Below are 14,615 nucleotides of genomic sequence, written 5' to 3'. Positions count from 1 at the left end.
AAAGATTTTTTTTTGTGTTTGTGGTTGTCTTTATTAAGTTCGCAAAGCTGTGTGGTGTAACTTTGCGAGCTTTGCGTATCCCTTTGCGTTCTTTGCGATAAGATTTTTAACCGCAAAGAGCGCAAAGATTTTTTTTTCTTTGTGTTTGTGGTTGTCTTTATTAAGTTCGCAAAGTTGTGGGGTGTAACTTTGCGAGTTTTGCGTATCCCTTTGCGTTCTTTGCAGTAAGATTTTTAATGGATCAACACGTAAATCTGAGGAGCAGCAAAAATTAAGCATAAATGCCTTCATTTTAATTCCATGTTTGGATACTAGTCTTGCATATATTTACCTAAAATGGTCATCCCATTTTACTGCCGTCAAATGCCGGTAAGTGCATTGATTTTCTTAAGGCTCTATTTCCTTTTTTAGATATTCTGGGCTTTCCTTTTACTGATGTGCCAGATTGCTTTTCTTTTACATCCAGTCCCGCATAACTGGATAATTATGATTTGTTTAGAGGAAATGCATATAATATCGATTTCTCCTTAAAATCTAAATCGATTTCCGGAACAGAGGATGGAGCGGTGGTTTATTTTGAACTGTTTTCCTCACTTCAAAGTAATTTATCAAAGGGAGATTATAATTTCGGAGGTTATTCAGATGCGACAGCTTATACCTTTACAAAATGGGGACAATCATTACTTGGTAAAAATATTAATGCGGAAAAAGCAGCCATGTTGGTTACTACTGGAGTAAGTATAAGGCCTTCCAGCGGAATTTTTTAAGGTTATTGAAAACGGTGAAATTTATAAAGTCAGTTTTATAGGAAAAGGAACGGCAGACTATTACAAAGACGGAGTACTAGCTTCAAGCCAGAACGATGTTAATTTTACGATGCAATACCAAGGAGAAGTGAAACGATCAGAAGGCAAAAAAATTACAGCAAAAAATTCCGCTTCAAAAGTAAGATTAGAAAAAAATCATGCGGTTATTTTTAATTAATTCAAAAAATAGAATATAAAAGATTAGATAGATTTATATGAGATACTTTTGTACATCGCAATCTAAGGACAAGCCAAATTAGCAACAAAAGCCCTAATAATTTAGGGCTTTTTGTTTTTTAGTTGGGTTCAAGATAATAACTATTTTGATAGTCTTAATTTTTAGTGGCAAAAAAGGTATCCACTCTAAATCACTCCATAGAAAATATTCAGGGTAAATAAAATCTCTAATAATATAAAGAAAATTTCTTAATTGCAGTTGCGAGAGCTGCTAATAGTCACCACTTTTTCAAACCGGCCATGATTGCTTATAGAAGCAAACTGAATACTATTTAGAAAAGGATTGGATAAATACGGAAGGCCATTCTTGTCTTTTGAGGTAACTTGTTTTTCAATTTCTATTATTTTATTCAAGTCCTCAAAATGACTAATCGCAATAGTATGAATATAATCCTGAGATAAAATAGTGCTAGTGTGGAAGGTTTTACCGGAACAAATGACACTTCCTTTAATGCTGTTGTGGTTTTGCGATACTAAAGAGCAAACCAGCCTTAGGGGTATATATTCCCTTATTTTTGTCTGGCGATTGTACACTTTGTAGGCAGCTTCTTTCATGCTCCAAAGTATCCAAACCATGATTTCGGGATCTGCAGCGCCTGCAATAAGCAATTGCTCGTCAAGGGTGAATATTTTTTCGATAAACCCCTTACGCCGCCAATTGCTTTCTTTGCGGGATTGCAGAATATCAATCACGTCATTGCCAATCATTTTTGGGCTAGTTTAGTTTCAATAATTTCGACAGCCGTTTTTACATCAAGCATGCGTTCCATATCAGTATTGTCAATTACAACATCAAAAGCTTCTTCAATATCAAGAATAATGTCTACTAGATTAGCCGAATTAATACTTAAATCATTAATAAAATCAGTATCCTCGGTAAGGTTGTCATATGCTTCTGTATTAGTAGTGTAAGGCTTTATGATCAATTTTAATTTGGCAATAATTTCTTCCTTGTTCATATTATTATTTTTGAAATTTTTTAAAAATTATGCAGGCATTTACATCACCAAAACCAAAACTTGCTTTGGCAATAATAATGGGGTTACTATCAATTGTTTTTAAAGGTACTTTTAAAGGATTTATAAGAGCGCTAATTTCGGGATGAAGATCTTCGCAATTTGTATTTCCAAATATAAAACCTTCATGAAGCTGCAAAACGGTTGCTACGCTTTCGATACTTCCGGCTGCGCTTAAGCAATGTCCGGTCATGTTTTTTAAAGAATTGATATATGGAAAATTATTTCCTCTTCTATTAAGTGCTTTTGTCCAGTTTTCAATTTCAAGGCTGTCTTTTGTGGTTGCCGTTAGATGTCCGTTTATAGCATCAATTTGATCAGCTGAAATACCGGAATTAGAAATTGCGTTTGTAATACAGCGTTGCACGGCTGTACTGTTTGGTGCCGTCATACTGCCATTACCACGTTGCCCGCCCGAGTTAACATTTCCACCTAAAATTTCGGCATAAATCGTCGCACCACGTTCTAAAGCACTTTTTAAATCTTCTATTACCAAAGCTCCAGCACCACTTCCCGGAACAAATCCTGCAGCTGAAGCACTCATAGGTCGTGAACCTAGCTCCGGATTATCGTTGTATTTTGAACTGCAGACACGAAGCGCATCAAATCCTGCCCAAATATAAGGGCCACTATCACCAGTACTACCGGCTAATATTCGCTTTGCCTGTCCAGCCTGTATGCGGTCGTAAGCCATCATAATAGCTTCGGTTCCTGTGGTGCAGGCAGACGAATTGGTAGTTACCTGATTACCTAGGCCCAATTTGCCACCCAGATAAGCGCTAACACCGCTATTCATGGTTTGGGCCACAACAGTACTGCCTAATCTACGAGTTTGCAATTCGTCAATTTTATAAATGCTTTCGCGGAATTTATCAATCCCGGATGTTCCCGATCCGAAAATAGTTCCGCTGTCCCAGTCTGGTTTGTCGTTTGTTTCGATTGGTAATCCAGCATTTTTCCATGCTTCCATTCCTGCAATAACGCCATACAAAATACCAGTGCTGTTAAAACCACGCAGTTCCAGTTCTGTAAAATATTGCGCTTTGAGCTCTTCAGAAATTTGAGGTTTACCCGCTATCTGGCAGGAAAACTGTAATTCCTGTAATTGTTCATCATGTCGAATTCCTGATATACCATTTTTTATGGCGTGGTTAAAGGCTGCGATACCAACTCCGTTAGGAGCTGCGACGCCCAATCCTGTTATTACAACTCGCTTACTCATAATTTATTGGTTATCATGCCAGCCAAAAAACCTTTGCAAACTTCTTGTCCAGCTTCGTTTTTCATAATTACATTGCACTTCAATTTTCCAAACCTGAAAAATGTTTTTTGAGATGTAACCGTTATTTTTTCGTTAGGATAAACGGGTTTTAAAAACTGCATATCGGCAGAGGTAAAAGCGATTACGGTATCTTTGGTAAAAGTATCGCCCATAAGATAGATACCAAGACAAACCAGGCCAATCTGAGCCATGGTTTCTGTAAGGATAACGCCCGGAGTTACCGGATTATCTTTAAAATGACCTTTATAAAAATCCAGATCTTCGCTATAAGTATAGGTGCCACTAATACTATTTTCATCTACGTGAAGTAATTCATCTACAAACAAAAAAGGTTTGATATAAGGCAGTTTTGCTAAAATATCAGTCAGTTCCATATTTTTTTTCTAAATAATTACCATTGTAATAAAATTCTTTGTGCCGAAAATCCGGGCCCAAAACTCAGCATCAAACCCTTTTCTCCCTTTTTTGGGTTTTTATCCATAATTTGCTCTAAAACATACAATACAGTTGCACTCGACATATTGCCGTATTCTTTCAGCACTTCTTTGGTGTCATTTATATTTTTTCCTAATCCTGAAAAAAGTGCTTCAACGGTTGTAATGATTTTTTTTCCGCCAGGATGAAAAATCATGTAGTCAATGTCTTTGATTTCTAAATTGTTCTTTAGCAGAAATGGATGGATAATATCGCTAAAATGAGAAGCGATCGTGTCCGGAACTTCTATATCCAATACCATTTGTAGTCCGCTATTGGTGAGTTTAAAACCCATCATATGTTCTGCTTCATAAAAATGATACATTTCTTCACTCACTATTTTCGGCCCCTGATCGTCTGTGTGGGAAGATAACAAACAACAGGCAGCTCCATCTCCAAAAATGGCAGCACTTACAATATTAGGCATCGAAAAATCATCAAGCTGAAATGTCGCCGTTGGAGACTCTACAGCGATAACTGCTGCACGTTTTCCGGGATTTGCTTTTAGAAAATTCTTAGCATAGATAATACCAGAAATTCCGGCTGCGCACCCCATTTCTGTTACCGGAAGGCGCACAATATCCTGCCTCAGCTTCATTTTATTAATAAGGTATGCGTCTAAGGATGGAATCATGATTCCGGTACAGCTTACGGTAATAATATAATCTAAACTTTGCGGATCCCAATTGGCTTTTTCGAGTGCTTGTTGCAGCACTTGTTCGCCTAAAATAATGACTTCACGCGTATAAATGTCATTTTTTTCTTCAAATGATGTTGCGGTAAAAACTTCTTCCGGATCCATTATCGAATAACGTTTGTCTACTGCAGCGCCTTCAAAAATCTTTTTGACTTTTTTTATAAAACGATCATCTTGTTCATGCAGCCAGCCATCCAGCATTGGAAGTATATCAGCCGTTGCACGCGAATATTTTGGAAGTTGCTTGGCAACCGTTACTATTTTTACACTCATTTTTTTGTAATTATCCACTGGTAGCGAAATGCCCATTTCCAGTTTATGGTATAGTTTTTTAAATCTAGTTTTTTAGAAAACTCCACGAGTTCTTTTTTTCTAAATCCTCTCAGGATAGAAATCAGTCCATCTTCACGTGACATGCTGTTCAGATTAAAAACAAAACAGATCAGTTCAAAAAGTCTGTAAGCAGTTTTACTTCGATGCAAATCGTTGATAATGATGCCGATTTCAGCATTATTATTAAAGATACTAATTATTTTTAATATTTGTTCGTTGGTGAAATGGTGGAGGGTCAGGGTGCATAAAATGATGTCAAACTTTATGGTTTTAAAATCTTCGCTAAAAATATCCAAACATTTGTATTCGATATTGGAGTATTCTTGTGATAATTTTTTGGCATAATTGATCGTAAACTCATTGGCATCAATACCGGTAAGCTGAAAAGTAAGTTTGTTTTTCTTACCAAATTTGGCCAGCATACGGAGCATATCACCATTACCACAGCCTATATCTGCTATAGAAATAGTCTTAGCATTGTGGGATTGTTTTAATAATTCCTTTATTCCCTGCAGAATAACTTTGTTACCTCCAAGCAATTGATTAATACGGGCAATTTGGTCGAGTGCCTCTCGGAGTTCTTCTCCCTGGAGAGAAAAATCATCCATTATTTCGGCTTCCTTTGTTCTGAATTTGATGTCTAGAGCCATTTAATTAATTGGTATAGGTTTACCGTGAGTTTGTTTTATTATCTCAGGTAGAATTTTAGGATATGATGCCACTAATGAAACGAACATATTGGTTATTGCTTTGTTGGTTAAGATTCGAGCCAAAATTCTACCCATAAATATTCTTTTTCCAAAATGTTTATTCCATTCTTTTATGTATTTTTTTTCTAATTGATCTCTGGAAATAATCTTATCTGTATAAAAGGCTAGGATTAATTCGGATGCTATTTTTGCGCTATGTATAGCCATCGCCATTCCGTTACCACAAAGCGGGTGAATAAGTCCTGCAGTATCGCCAATCATTATGATATGATTTTCTACAGGTTGTTTTTTTTCAAACGAAATCTGACTTATCGTTAAAGGTTTATCAAAAAGAAGGCTGCTGTTTTCAAAAACAGATTTAAGATGTTTGTTTTTATAAAGCACATTTTGCTGATAATCCTCAATGTTTTTATATTGCTTAAAAGTAGCGTAATCGGCAAGATAACAAATGTTAATGATGTTATGCTCTACCTTTGAAACGCCACAATAACCTCCTTTAAAATTGTGCAGCGCTACAACATCATTATCTAAATTTCCTGAATAATGCCCTTTTACTGCTAACCATGGCGATTTTTTATGGAAGAAATTACGATCTAAAAGCTGGTCGACATTAGAACGTTTGCCAAATGCACCTAATACTATTTTTGCCGTTACCATTTGATTTGCAGTTGTAGCACTGAAAAAATCATTACTGAAGGATACATCAATAACATTTTCTTTAATTATAGTACAATTGTTTGATAAAGCTTTTTGATATAAAAAATCATCAAGTACATATCGACTGATACCAAATCCGCCTAGCGGAAGTTGTGCCTTTGCCGTTTTTCCACTATTGGTGCTAAATTCGAACTTGGAGATTTTTGTGGGATTAAGTTCAGAAATATTGATGCCAAGAGATCTAAGATAAGGTAAAATCTCATTCGAAATATATTCGCCACAAACTTTATGTCGCGGATAAGAAGATTTTTCGATTAGGGTTACTTTCAAATTATTTTGTGATAGGTGAATAGCCGCTGTCAAACCAGCAAGTCCGCCACCAATAATCAAGACATCAGAATTTGTTTCCATTTTACCAATTTAGTGATAAAATTTCAGCATTCCAATTAAGTTATTAATCTTTTCTTTCTCATTTTCTTATAAAACCATCTTAACTTTTTGTGGAAGAAAAGCTATCCACTCTAAATAGTTTGGGCCACGATTCTGCCATAGAAATTATGGGCATTTTTATAAAGTTTGAAAACTGCTTTAAAAGCAAAAAACCTGCGAATCCTAGGATTTGCAGGTTTTACCACGTTTTTTGCGGGTTTTTGAAAAGATTGAAAAAGTGACCTTTTTACTTCTTTTACCCTTTTAGTGGGGAGAGCAGGATTCGAACTTTTAGCTTGGAAACCGCTGTATATCTCACTTTTATCTATGTCTTGAACCTCTGTGCACCGATTCTGCACCAAATTCAATTTTGCTATTTCAATATTAAATCATGCACAGAAATTAGAGTACTAACGAACTAACAAGAAGTTGTATTATTCTTTTGCTTTACAAATATAATTATAAATATTTAAAATGCAGGGCTTCCATAAATTTTGACTTTTTTGTAGACTTTGAAAAGTTTCCTTTTTAAATCAACCGAGGAGAAAGAGGGATTCGAACTGTAAATTCAAGACCTCCTTTATATACTGCATTTTTAATATTTATTACCGGGTTCGAAATGTACTGCGCCACGATTCTGCCACCGAAATTTTCGTTATTTTTATAAATATTGAACGTAGTAGCTTGCTATATCTATTTAAATTAACGTTATAATTCGTTAATTGATTCAGACGCAAAAATAAGTTTTTTTTTATGAAAAGCAATGACAAATAATTTCACTGCATTACGTGATTTGACAGAGAAATTAGGATATCGTATAATGACTTTTGTGAAAAAAAGTTCTCACTTTTGTCATTTTAAACAGAAGTCGCCCATACTTCTATGGCAGAAATGATATCCACTCCAATTTTCTAAGGTAATTTCAATCTATACATCTTACCTTTTTTGAGTTCATACATTATTTAAGGCAATAATTTGACCGTATAAAATTATATACAAAATTATCTGTAAATGAGAAAGAGCGATTATTCAAATCGAATCATTACTATTCATTTTGATATTAGTCAAAGGTTTAAGTATTATTGCTTCTACATTACATTATAAATGTTTGATCTTCTACTTTCTAAAAGACTCTATATATTTAGAAGGACTTACTCCAAAATGACGAGTAAAAGTTCTGGTAAAATTACTTGACATACTGTATCCGACTTTGTGAGCTGTTTCTGAAATATTGTAATTTCCACTTAACAAAAACTCTAATGCCTTGTTCATGCGGATTGTCGTTACAAAATCGAGCAATGACTGATTTGTAAGTGCTTTTATCTTCCTATAAAATTGCGATCGACTCATTTTAAGAATTTCTGCAAGGTTATCGATATTAAATTCTTCGTTTTCGATATTTTTATGTATATGCTCTATTACTTTCTTAAGAAAAGCTTCATCAGTAACATTTATTGCAATTTTATTTATTTCCATTGTAGAGCCATGAGAAAATAACTCGCGGAGCCGTTGTCTCTGCTTAAGTAGATTTTGTATTTGAGCTCGCAGTACATTGGTATTAAACGGTTTTGTGACATACGCATCGGCGCCGGTTTGATAACCTTCCGTTTTTGATTCATCTGATTGACGTGCTGTGAGCAGAATTATAGGTATATGACTTGTACGCTCATCAGATTTCAGCTTGTTAGATAATTCCAGTCCATTCATTTCTGGCATCATAACATCACTTATTATAAGATCAGGTATCATTTCTATAGCCTGCAGGAAACCTTCTGTACCGTTATTGGACAAAATAATTCGGTACTCTGTATTAAAATTGAGCGCAATATAATTACGTATATCCATATTGTCATCCACAATTAATAGCAAAGGGGCTTCAGTATCTACCTCAATGTGCTTTAACGTTTCTGTAGGTACACTTTCGTTATGATTTTGAATAATTTCGTGATAATGTACCTGTTTTTGTGGTTGTTCAATACCTAAGACTGGGAGAAAAACAGAAAAGATTGAACCTTGGCCAATTCTGCTTTCAAGAGTTATTTCGCCGCCGTGTAGTTGTATGAGTTCTTTCGTCAAAGCTAGTCCAACTCCGGAACCTTCTTGTTGAGTAGTTGAGGCTGGTGATTGATAAAAAATATCAAAAACTTTGTCAATTTCTTGCTCTGCAATTCCCGTTCCTGTATCTTGAATCTTTACAACAAGCATTTGCTTATCAAGAAGCAGAAAAGATACATCTATGACTACTTCACCACCTTGAGGTGTAAATTTAAATGCATTTGATAAAAGGTTATTTAAGACCATATTCATTTTTGCTGCATCAAAAAGTATTTTCTGACTTTCTATGTTTGATTGAAGAAGAAATTGAATGTTTTTGTCTTGCGCTCTTGACTCGAAAGAAGCAACAACAGTTTTAACAAAAGCAATAATGTCTGTCTGTTCAAGATTTAAAGTAAGATGTCCTGATTCCAGTTTACGAAAATCAAGCAATTGGTTGATGAGTAAAAGCAGCTGTTTTGCATTGCGATGCATCAGGGCATGGTAATGATTTATAGTTTCTTTATCGAGTTTTTCTGAAATAAGTTTTTCTAACGGGTCAATTATCAAAGTAAGAGGTGTACGGAATTCATGTGAAATACCAGTAAAAAAATGAAGTTTTGACTGTTGAATTTCTTCATTTTTGTTGAATTCAATGCGCGCGGCAATATATTTATATATAATCAAAATAATTCCAAGTGCTACAATAAGATAAAGCATTATCGACCACCATGAAAGCCACCACGGAGGAAGTATTTCTATATATAGAACTGCTGGCTTGTCGCTCCAAATTCCATCGTTATTGGAACCGTAAACTTTAAATGTATAATTACCAGATGGAAGATTTGTATAAGAAGCTGTATGCATGTAGCCTGAAGTGAAAATCCAGTGATGATCATAACCTTCAAGTTTATATTTATATTTATTCCCAAGAGGATTTGCATAATGTAACGCAGCAAAATCTAGGCTAAAGTTTTTATTCCACCACGATAACAGAATCTCATTCGTACATAACAACGATTTATTTAAAATTATCTGATCGTTAATCCTCAATCCAGGTTTTACGACCTGATTCATTATTCTTAATTGAGAAAGGACTGTTTTTGGTTTATACTTATTAATTTGTATTTTATCAGGGAAAAATGAATTTAATCCGTTGGGGCCTCCAAAAAACATCTCACCAGTTTTATAATCACGGAAACATGCATTTTGATTAAATTCATTACTCTGTAAGCCATCATTTACATTGAAATTCTGGATTTCTAAAGTTGTTGTATTTATTTGACTCAAACCTTTTTTGTGACTTACCCAAATTGACTTTTTGCCATCATATAATACTCCCATAATAATATCATCTGGCAGACCATCCTTAATAAAGAAATTTTTGAACGAATTATTTTTGGGATCTAGTCGAATTAATCCTTGATTTGAGGCAATCCATATCTTGCCTGATCCATCTTCTACAAGGGAATATAAACGATTTGAAATAAGCATCTTATCATTTCCTTGTGTGTGAATATAGCGGACGGATTTGAATTTAGCTGCATCATTATTATCAGAGCGCTGAGTTAGTTTGGTTAAGCCTCTGTCTTCTGTTGCTATCCAGAGGTTTTTTTGATGATCTTCAATTATGCTTCTTATTTGTACACCACTAATTAAATTTTTTGGAACATATAAAAACCTATCATTTTTCCTGTCATATTTGGCTAATCCGCTAAATGTTCCGATCCACAAAGTCCCTTCGCTGTCTTCAAGCATATCAAAAACATTAGGATCGGTAAGATGACCTGCCTTTGTTTTATCTTTAAAATAGCTTTTAATGGAATTGGATTTAGGATCATATCTATGAAGTCCGCCCTTTGTCCCAATCCATACATAGCCAAGTCTGTCACAATAAAGGGAACGAATTCTTCTATTGTTAATGTCGGTTTTAGTATTAAAATAAAGATTTTTGGTTTTATTATTATCCAAAACTGTCACTCCCATATCTTCTGACCCTATCCACAGCCTACCCATCTTATCCTTGCAGATGGCTCTCACTTCATTACTGATGAGTTTTTTTGTTGTATTTCCGGCATAATAAGTAAATGGTTTAACGTTTAAGTTTGCATGATTTATCCCGCCTTTTCTTGTACCTATCCAGAGATTTTGAGCATCATCTAGATAAGTTGTATAAATTGATTCATCGGAAATTGCAAATGGATTGTTTGGATTTAGCTTATATATTGTTTGCTTACCTGAAATTTTATCGGTTTGTTTTAAACCAGATTCATCGTAAGTAAATTTGAATTTTTTATTTTCAGAAACTGGCTGTTGTTCAGTAAGGTTAACGATATAGGTTGCTACATTTTTTTTTGCAAAGCGTTGAAAAGTTTCATATTCGTAGCTGAATTTATACAAACAGTCAGATTCGCCGGTTTTTATCCAAATATTCTGTTGTGAATCGGATACGATAGCATCAATCATATTATCGGCAAAAGCAGTTGGATCATTTTCGTTTGCTCTGAAGACTTTAAAAGTATATCCGTCATATCTGCAAACGCCACCCCATGTTCCAAACCACATAAATCCATATTTGTCTTTTGCAATCGCATGAATAGAATTTTGAGGTAGTCCATCATTTACAGTCAGATGATTGAATTTTAAAATATTTTCCTGAGCTTCCATCTGCACTATAGGAAACTGAAGCAATAATAAGAATGCAGTTAATGCATTAAAACGTTTGAAGAATATATTCATACAGCAGAGTTTTTTGTTTGGAGATGACTTATAAACTACAGCCAGTCCAAACACAAAGAAAATGAAAATCTCAATTAATGTATTAACATTAAAATAAAGTAAAAACGGTACTGCTCATTGAACGATGCTTCATGATGTAAAGAATTACTTTTATTGAGGTCTTAACTTGACAAATGTAGTACTTAAAATTTAACAGATTGTCTGTTTTTCATTTGTAACTCAAATTTTGTGGGTGAAATAGTGAAGTAAGCAGATATAGTATAAAATAGCTTTAACTAAAAAAAGCGAAACATATTTATACTATAATATACTGTTTCGCTTTTTTATTGATTATTTTAATTATTGATACCGTATTAAACAGCATATTTATTTTAAAATTGTTTCTATTAAGTTTAATTCATCCAACGTAAATTCGAGATTTTGCAGTGTATCTATATTGTTATTCAATTGTCTTACAGAACTTGCACCAATTAAAACTGATGTAACACGTTTGTCTTTTTGTAACCATGCTAATGCCATTTGTGCCAAAGATTGATTTCTATTTCGAGCTATCTCATTCAGTTGAACCAATTTTTGAATTCTCTCTGCAGTAACTTCATTTTCTTTCAAATGACCGTTCGGATTATGAGCCCTTGAATTTTGTGGAATCCCGTTTAAGTATTTATCTGTTAAAAGCCCTTGTGCCAAAGGTGAAAAAGCAATACAACCTACGCCCTTTTGCTCCAAAACATCTAACAACCTTTCTTCAACCCAACGCACCAACATCGAATATTTCGCTTGATGAATTAAACAAGGTGTTCCTAACTGTTTCAAAACATCAACTGCAACACGGGTTTGTTCAGCCGAATAGTTACTGATCCCAACATATAATGCTTTTCCGCTTCTTACAGCATAATCTAAAGCCATCATGGTTTCTTCAATCGGAGTTTCAGGATCTGGGCGGTGTGAATAAAAAATATCGACATAGTCGACTTTCAATCTCTTCAAACTCTGATCTAAACTTGATAATAAATATTTGCGTGAACCCCAGTCTCCATAAGGCCCATCCCACATTGTATAACCGGCTTTTGTTGAAATAATGATTTCGTCGCGCAAATTTCCCTTAAAATTATCTGACAAAATTTCTCCGAAATTAGTTTCAGCGGACCCGGGAATAGGACCATAGTTGTTGGCTATATCAAAATGTGTAATTCCTTTGTCAAAAGCTTCTTTTGCAATGCTTTCCGCATTTTCAAAACTATCTACAGAACCGAAGTTATGCCATAATCCTAAAGAAATTTGCGGCAATAATAGTCCACTCATTCCACACCTGTTGTATTTCATATTAGTTATTATTTGTTTTATAGTTAAGTTGTTAAAAGCAATAAAAGAACGTTATTGTTTGTAACCATATTTATGTATTTTCTCGAGTTTGTAAAATCTCATTTATAATAAAACAGAAAAGTTTTCCTCCTTTTCTTCCGCTGAAATGCAGAGCAATAAAAAGTCAGGGGATTTGCGTATTAACCTAGGTAATTTTGAAATAGCCTAAATGTAGAATTTGCATTAATGTATTTCAAATCAATATTAATTTTATTTTCTCAGTAATAAAGTTGGTACTCAAGTATAATAAAAGTGGGACATCAGAGACCCCTTTATTTTTTTATTAAATAAGTGTCAATGAATAAAAAAATTTCAAGAATATTGAATAATTCCTTCTTCGCTTTTGATTGTTATTTCTTTCTTAAAGAGAATTTCTTTCGATATATCGGAATGGATTCTTTAAAATACGTTTTTTATTTGTCAGTATAAGCTCCGCTGCCATTTCGCCCATGGCTTTAAAATCAGTACTCATTACTGTGATACCTAAAAGTGCTTTTAACGGAGTGTCATTATAGGATATAACACCCACATCTTTGCCCAAAAGTTTACTCCTTTTCTTGATCTGCTGCATTAAACGAACTAGATCCCCGTCCTCAATAGTTATATAAACTTCTTTTTGGTCAAACTCAAGATCTTCTTCAATTTTTTCCAAAAGCTGGTATTCAATACCATTCAACATGCAAAATTCAATAAAGGCATCCTGGACTCTTGCAGGGTAAGGAAAAACGGAATTTGTAGGATATACAAAATTAATTCTTTTATATTTTTTAAATTTTTCAAGTCCGTCAAAAAGAGCATTAAAGGTGTCTTTTTTATAATCCTGGTAAACAGCAGAAAGAATTCCTGCAATTTCAACATGGGAATTATCTAATATAATAAGTTTATCCTTATCTATCTTCTCAATTGATCGTATGACCTCAGGTGTATAGTTTACATGTGTGTTTCCTAAGCCTTTAAAATGAGGCATTATAACAACAAAATTATGGCTAGCACTATTCTTTTGAAGCACATCAATAAAAAGCTGTTCATCACAATTGTAAAGAAACATATTAATCTGTGCTCTTGTGCCTATTGAATTGGCAAAGGCATTATAAATTTCCATTTTGTAGGAGCTTGGTTTATTGATAAGAAATAGAACTTTTACTGTTGATGTACAATTCGCAGAAACAAAATTGCCTACTCCTAATACCGAAAAGATCAAGCTACGCTTTCTAAGAATTTTATACGCTTTTTCAATAGTATCCCGCGATACCTTATTTGTTTCACTAAGATCGTTTATAGATGGAATGCGATCTCCTAGATTGATTCGACCTTCAGCAATATCATTGCTGATGCATTCCGCAATTTGAATGTATTTGGGTATACTTGAACGTTTATTAACTTCAAGGGCCATTAAGGGAACATGTGGACTCATAATAATAAATCGAATTAGGTACAAAACAGACCGTAGCTATTGGAAATCTGTAGTTGATTAATAATAAAAAGAAAAGTTTATTAATGCTACTCCTGCTTTAACAGAATCACAAGTTGTAATACAGTTATTAATGCCTTTAGCTATAGCAGATAAATGTAAAATATCAAGTAGCAATTTATACTTAATACTAAAAAATTAGAAATCAAAATTATCTTTAAAACCAGTAAAATAGCTATTCAAAACAAATCAAAATGATTCAAAACAAATCATTTTGATCTTAAAGTATGAGTTTTACGACTTTCTAGAAACTGCTTGTAAATGCGTGCCGCTGGAGCACTAATCTAAGTAATGCAAAAAAGAGGTTTACAGAAATTGGAAGTTTACCACTAGTTATGAATAAAAGTTAATTATATACATTTTGAACA

General features: G+C 34.0%; 13 protein-coding genes. 1 reads left to right on the top strand and 12 read right to left on the bottom strand.

Annotated elements, in window-relative coordinates; genetic code table 11:
• Window positions 1-33 precede the first annotated feature (33 nt).
• Window positions 34-291 (bottom strand): hypothetical protein, encoded by a 258-nt coding sequence (locus tag B0A65_RS18260; protein WP_074663907.1) that lies wholly within the window; start codon window positions 289-291, stop codon window positions 34-36.
• A gap of 49 nt (window positions 292-340) precedes the next feature.
• Window positions 341-466 carry an IS110 family transposase gene (locus B0A65_RS18255; RefSeq protein WP_242670310.1) on the bottom strand — a complete coding sequence of 42 codons (126 nt, stop codon included), beginning with the start codon at window positions 464-466 and terminating at the stop codon, window positions 341-343.
• 25 nt (window positions 467-491) lie between these two features.
• Here B0A65_RS18255 and B0A65_RS18250 point away from each other — a divergent pair, with 25 nt between their 5' ends.
• Window positions 492-767, top strand: coding sequence for a hypothetical protein (locus B0A65_RS18250; protein WP_074663904.1), 276 nt, complete (start codon window positions 492-494; stop codon window positions 765-767).
• 465 nt (window positions 768-1,232) lie between these two features.
• Here B0A65_RS18250 and B0A65_RS18245 read toward each other — a convergent pair whose 3' ends face one another.
• The 10 genes from B0A65_RS18245 to B0A65_RS18195 all read right to left on the bottom strand — a co-directional run bounded on the left by B0A65_RS18245 (window position 1,233) and on the right by B0A65_RS18195 (window position 14,169).
• Entirely contained in the window at window positions 1,233-1,751 is a 519-nt protein-coding gene (locus B0A65_RS18245) for a 4'-phosphopantetheinyl transferase family protein (protein WP_074663902.1), read from the bottom strand.
• Entirely contained in the window at window positions 1,748-2,002 is a 255-nt protein-coding gene (locus tag B0A65_RS18240; protein ID WP_074663899.1) for an acyl carrier protein, read from the bottom strand. Before B0A65_RS18240 ends, B0A65_RS18245 begins: the two co-directional genes overlap by 4 nt.
• 4 nt (window positions 2,003-2,006) lie before the next feature.
• Entirely contained in the window at window positions 2,007-3,281 is a 1,275-nt protein-coding gene (locus B0A65_RS18235) for a beta-ketoacyl-[acyl-carrier-protein] synthase family protein (RefSeq protein ID WP_074663897.1), read from the bottom strand.
• Window positions 3,278-3,715, bottom strand: coding sequence for a 3-hydroxyacyl-ACP dehydratase FabZ family protein (locus B0A65_RS18230; RefSeq protein ID WP_074663894.1), 438 nt, complete (start codon window positions 3,713-3,715; stop codon window positions 3,278-3,280). Before B0A65_RS18230 ends, B0A65_RS18235 begins: the two co-directional genes overlap by 4 nt.
• A gap of 17 nt (window positions 3,716-3,732) precedes the next feature.
• On the bottom strand, window positions 3,733-4,785 hold the full coding sequence (locus B0A65_RS18225) for a type III polyketide synthase (protein ID WP_074663920.1): 1,053 nt from the start codon (window positions 4,783-4,785) through the stop codon (window positions 3,733-3,735).
• Entirely contained in the window at window positions 4,782-5,495 is a 714-nt protein-coding gene (locus B0A65_RS18220) for a methyltransferase domain-containing protein (RefSeq protein WP_074663893.1), read from the bottom strand. Before B0A65_RS18220 ends, B0A65_RS18225 begins: the two co-directional genes overlap by 4 nt.
• Complete coding sequence (locus B0A65_RS18215) at window positions 5,496-6,623, bottom strand: NAD(P)/FAD-dependent oxidoreductase (protein WP_074663890.1); 1,128 nt, start codon at window positions 6,621-6,623, stop codon at window positions 5,496-5,498.
• Window positions 6,624-7,757: 1,134 nt separating this feature from the next.
• The gene (locus B0A65_RS18205; RefSeq protein ID WP_074663885.1) at window positions 7,758-11,414 is read right to left on the bottom strand and encodes a two-component regulator propeller domain-containing protein; all 3,657 of its coding nucleotides are present in this window, start codon (window positions 11,412-11,414) and stop codon (window positions 7,758-7,760) included.
• 366 nt (window positions 11,415-11,780) lie between these two features.
• On the bottom strand, window positions 11,781-12,737 hold the full coding sequence (locus B0A65_RS18200; RefSeq protein WP_074663882.1) for an aldo/keto reductase: 957 nt from the start codon (window positions 12,735-12,737) through the stop codon (window positions 11,781-11,783).
• 400 nt (window positions 12,738-13,137) lie between these two features.
• The gene (locus B0A65_RS18195) at window positions 13,138-14,169 is read right to left on the bottom strand and encodes a GntR family transcriptional regulator (RefSeq protein ID WP_242670309.1); all 1,032 of its coding nucleotides are present in this window, start codon (window positions 14,167-14,169) and stop codon (window positions 13,138-13,140) included.
• Window positions 14,170-14,615 lie beyond the last annotated feature (446 nt).

The sequence above is a fragment of the Flavobacterium frigidimaris genome (genome assembly GCF_002217275.1).
Classification (GTDB): domain Bacteria; phylum Bacteroidota; class Bacteroidia; order Flavobacteriales; family Flavobacteriaceae; genus Flavobacterium; species Flavobacterium aquidurense.
Note: the sequence above shows the minus strand (reverse complement) of the source record. Positions and strands in the feature narration are given on the sequence as shown.

Bases quoted from the DNA above. Each gene is read 5' to 3' on its own strand.
- B0A65_RS18260 (WP_074663907.1), bottom strand. From the start codon at position 291: ATGAAGGCATTTATGCTTAATTTTTGCTGCTCCTCAGATTTACGTGTT.
- B0A65_RS18245 (WP_074663902.1), bottom strand. From the start codon at position 1,751: ATGATTGGCAATGACGTGATTGATATTCTGCAATCCCGCAAAGAAAGC.
- B0A65_RS18240 (WP_074663899.1), bottom strand. From the start codon at position 2,002: ATGAACAAGGAAGAAATTATTGCCAAATTAAAATTGATCATAAAGCCT.
- B0A65_RS18235 (WP_074663897.1), bottom strand. From the start codon at position 3,281: ATGAGTAAGCGAGTTGTAATAACAGGATTGGGCGTCGCAGCTCCTAAC.
- B0A65_RS18230 (WP_074663894.1), bottom strand. From the start codon at position 3,715: ATGGAACTGACTGATATTTTAGCAAAACTGCCTTATATCAAACCTTTT.
- B0A65_RS18225 (WP_074663920.1), bottom strand. From the start codon at position 4,785: ATGAGTGTAAAAATAGTAACGGTTGCCAAGCAACTTCCAAAATATTCG.
- B0A65_RS18220 (WP_074663893.1), bottom strand. From the start codon at position 5,495: ATGGCTCTAGACATCAAATTCAGAACAAAGGAAGCCGAAATAATGGAT.
- B0A65_RS18215 (WP_074663890.1), bottom strand. From the start codon at position 6,623: ATGGAAACAAATTCTGATGTCTTGATTATTGGTGGCGGACTTGCTGGT.
- B0A65_RS18205 (WP_074663885.1), bottom strand. From the start codon at position 11,414: ATGAATATATTCTTCAAACGTTTTAATGCATTAACTGCATTCTTATTA.
- B0A65_RS18200 (WP_074663882.1), bottom strand. From the start codon at position 12,737: ATGAAATACAACAGGTGTGGAATGAGTGGACTATTATTGCCGCAAATT.
- B0A65_RS18195 (WP_242670309.1), bottom strand. From the start codon at position 14,169: ATGGCCCTTGAAGTTAATAAACGTTCAAGTATACCCAAATACATTCAA.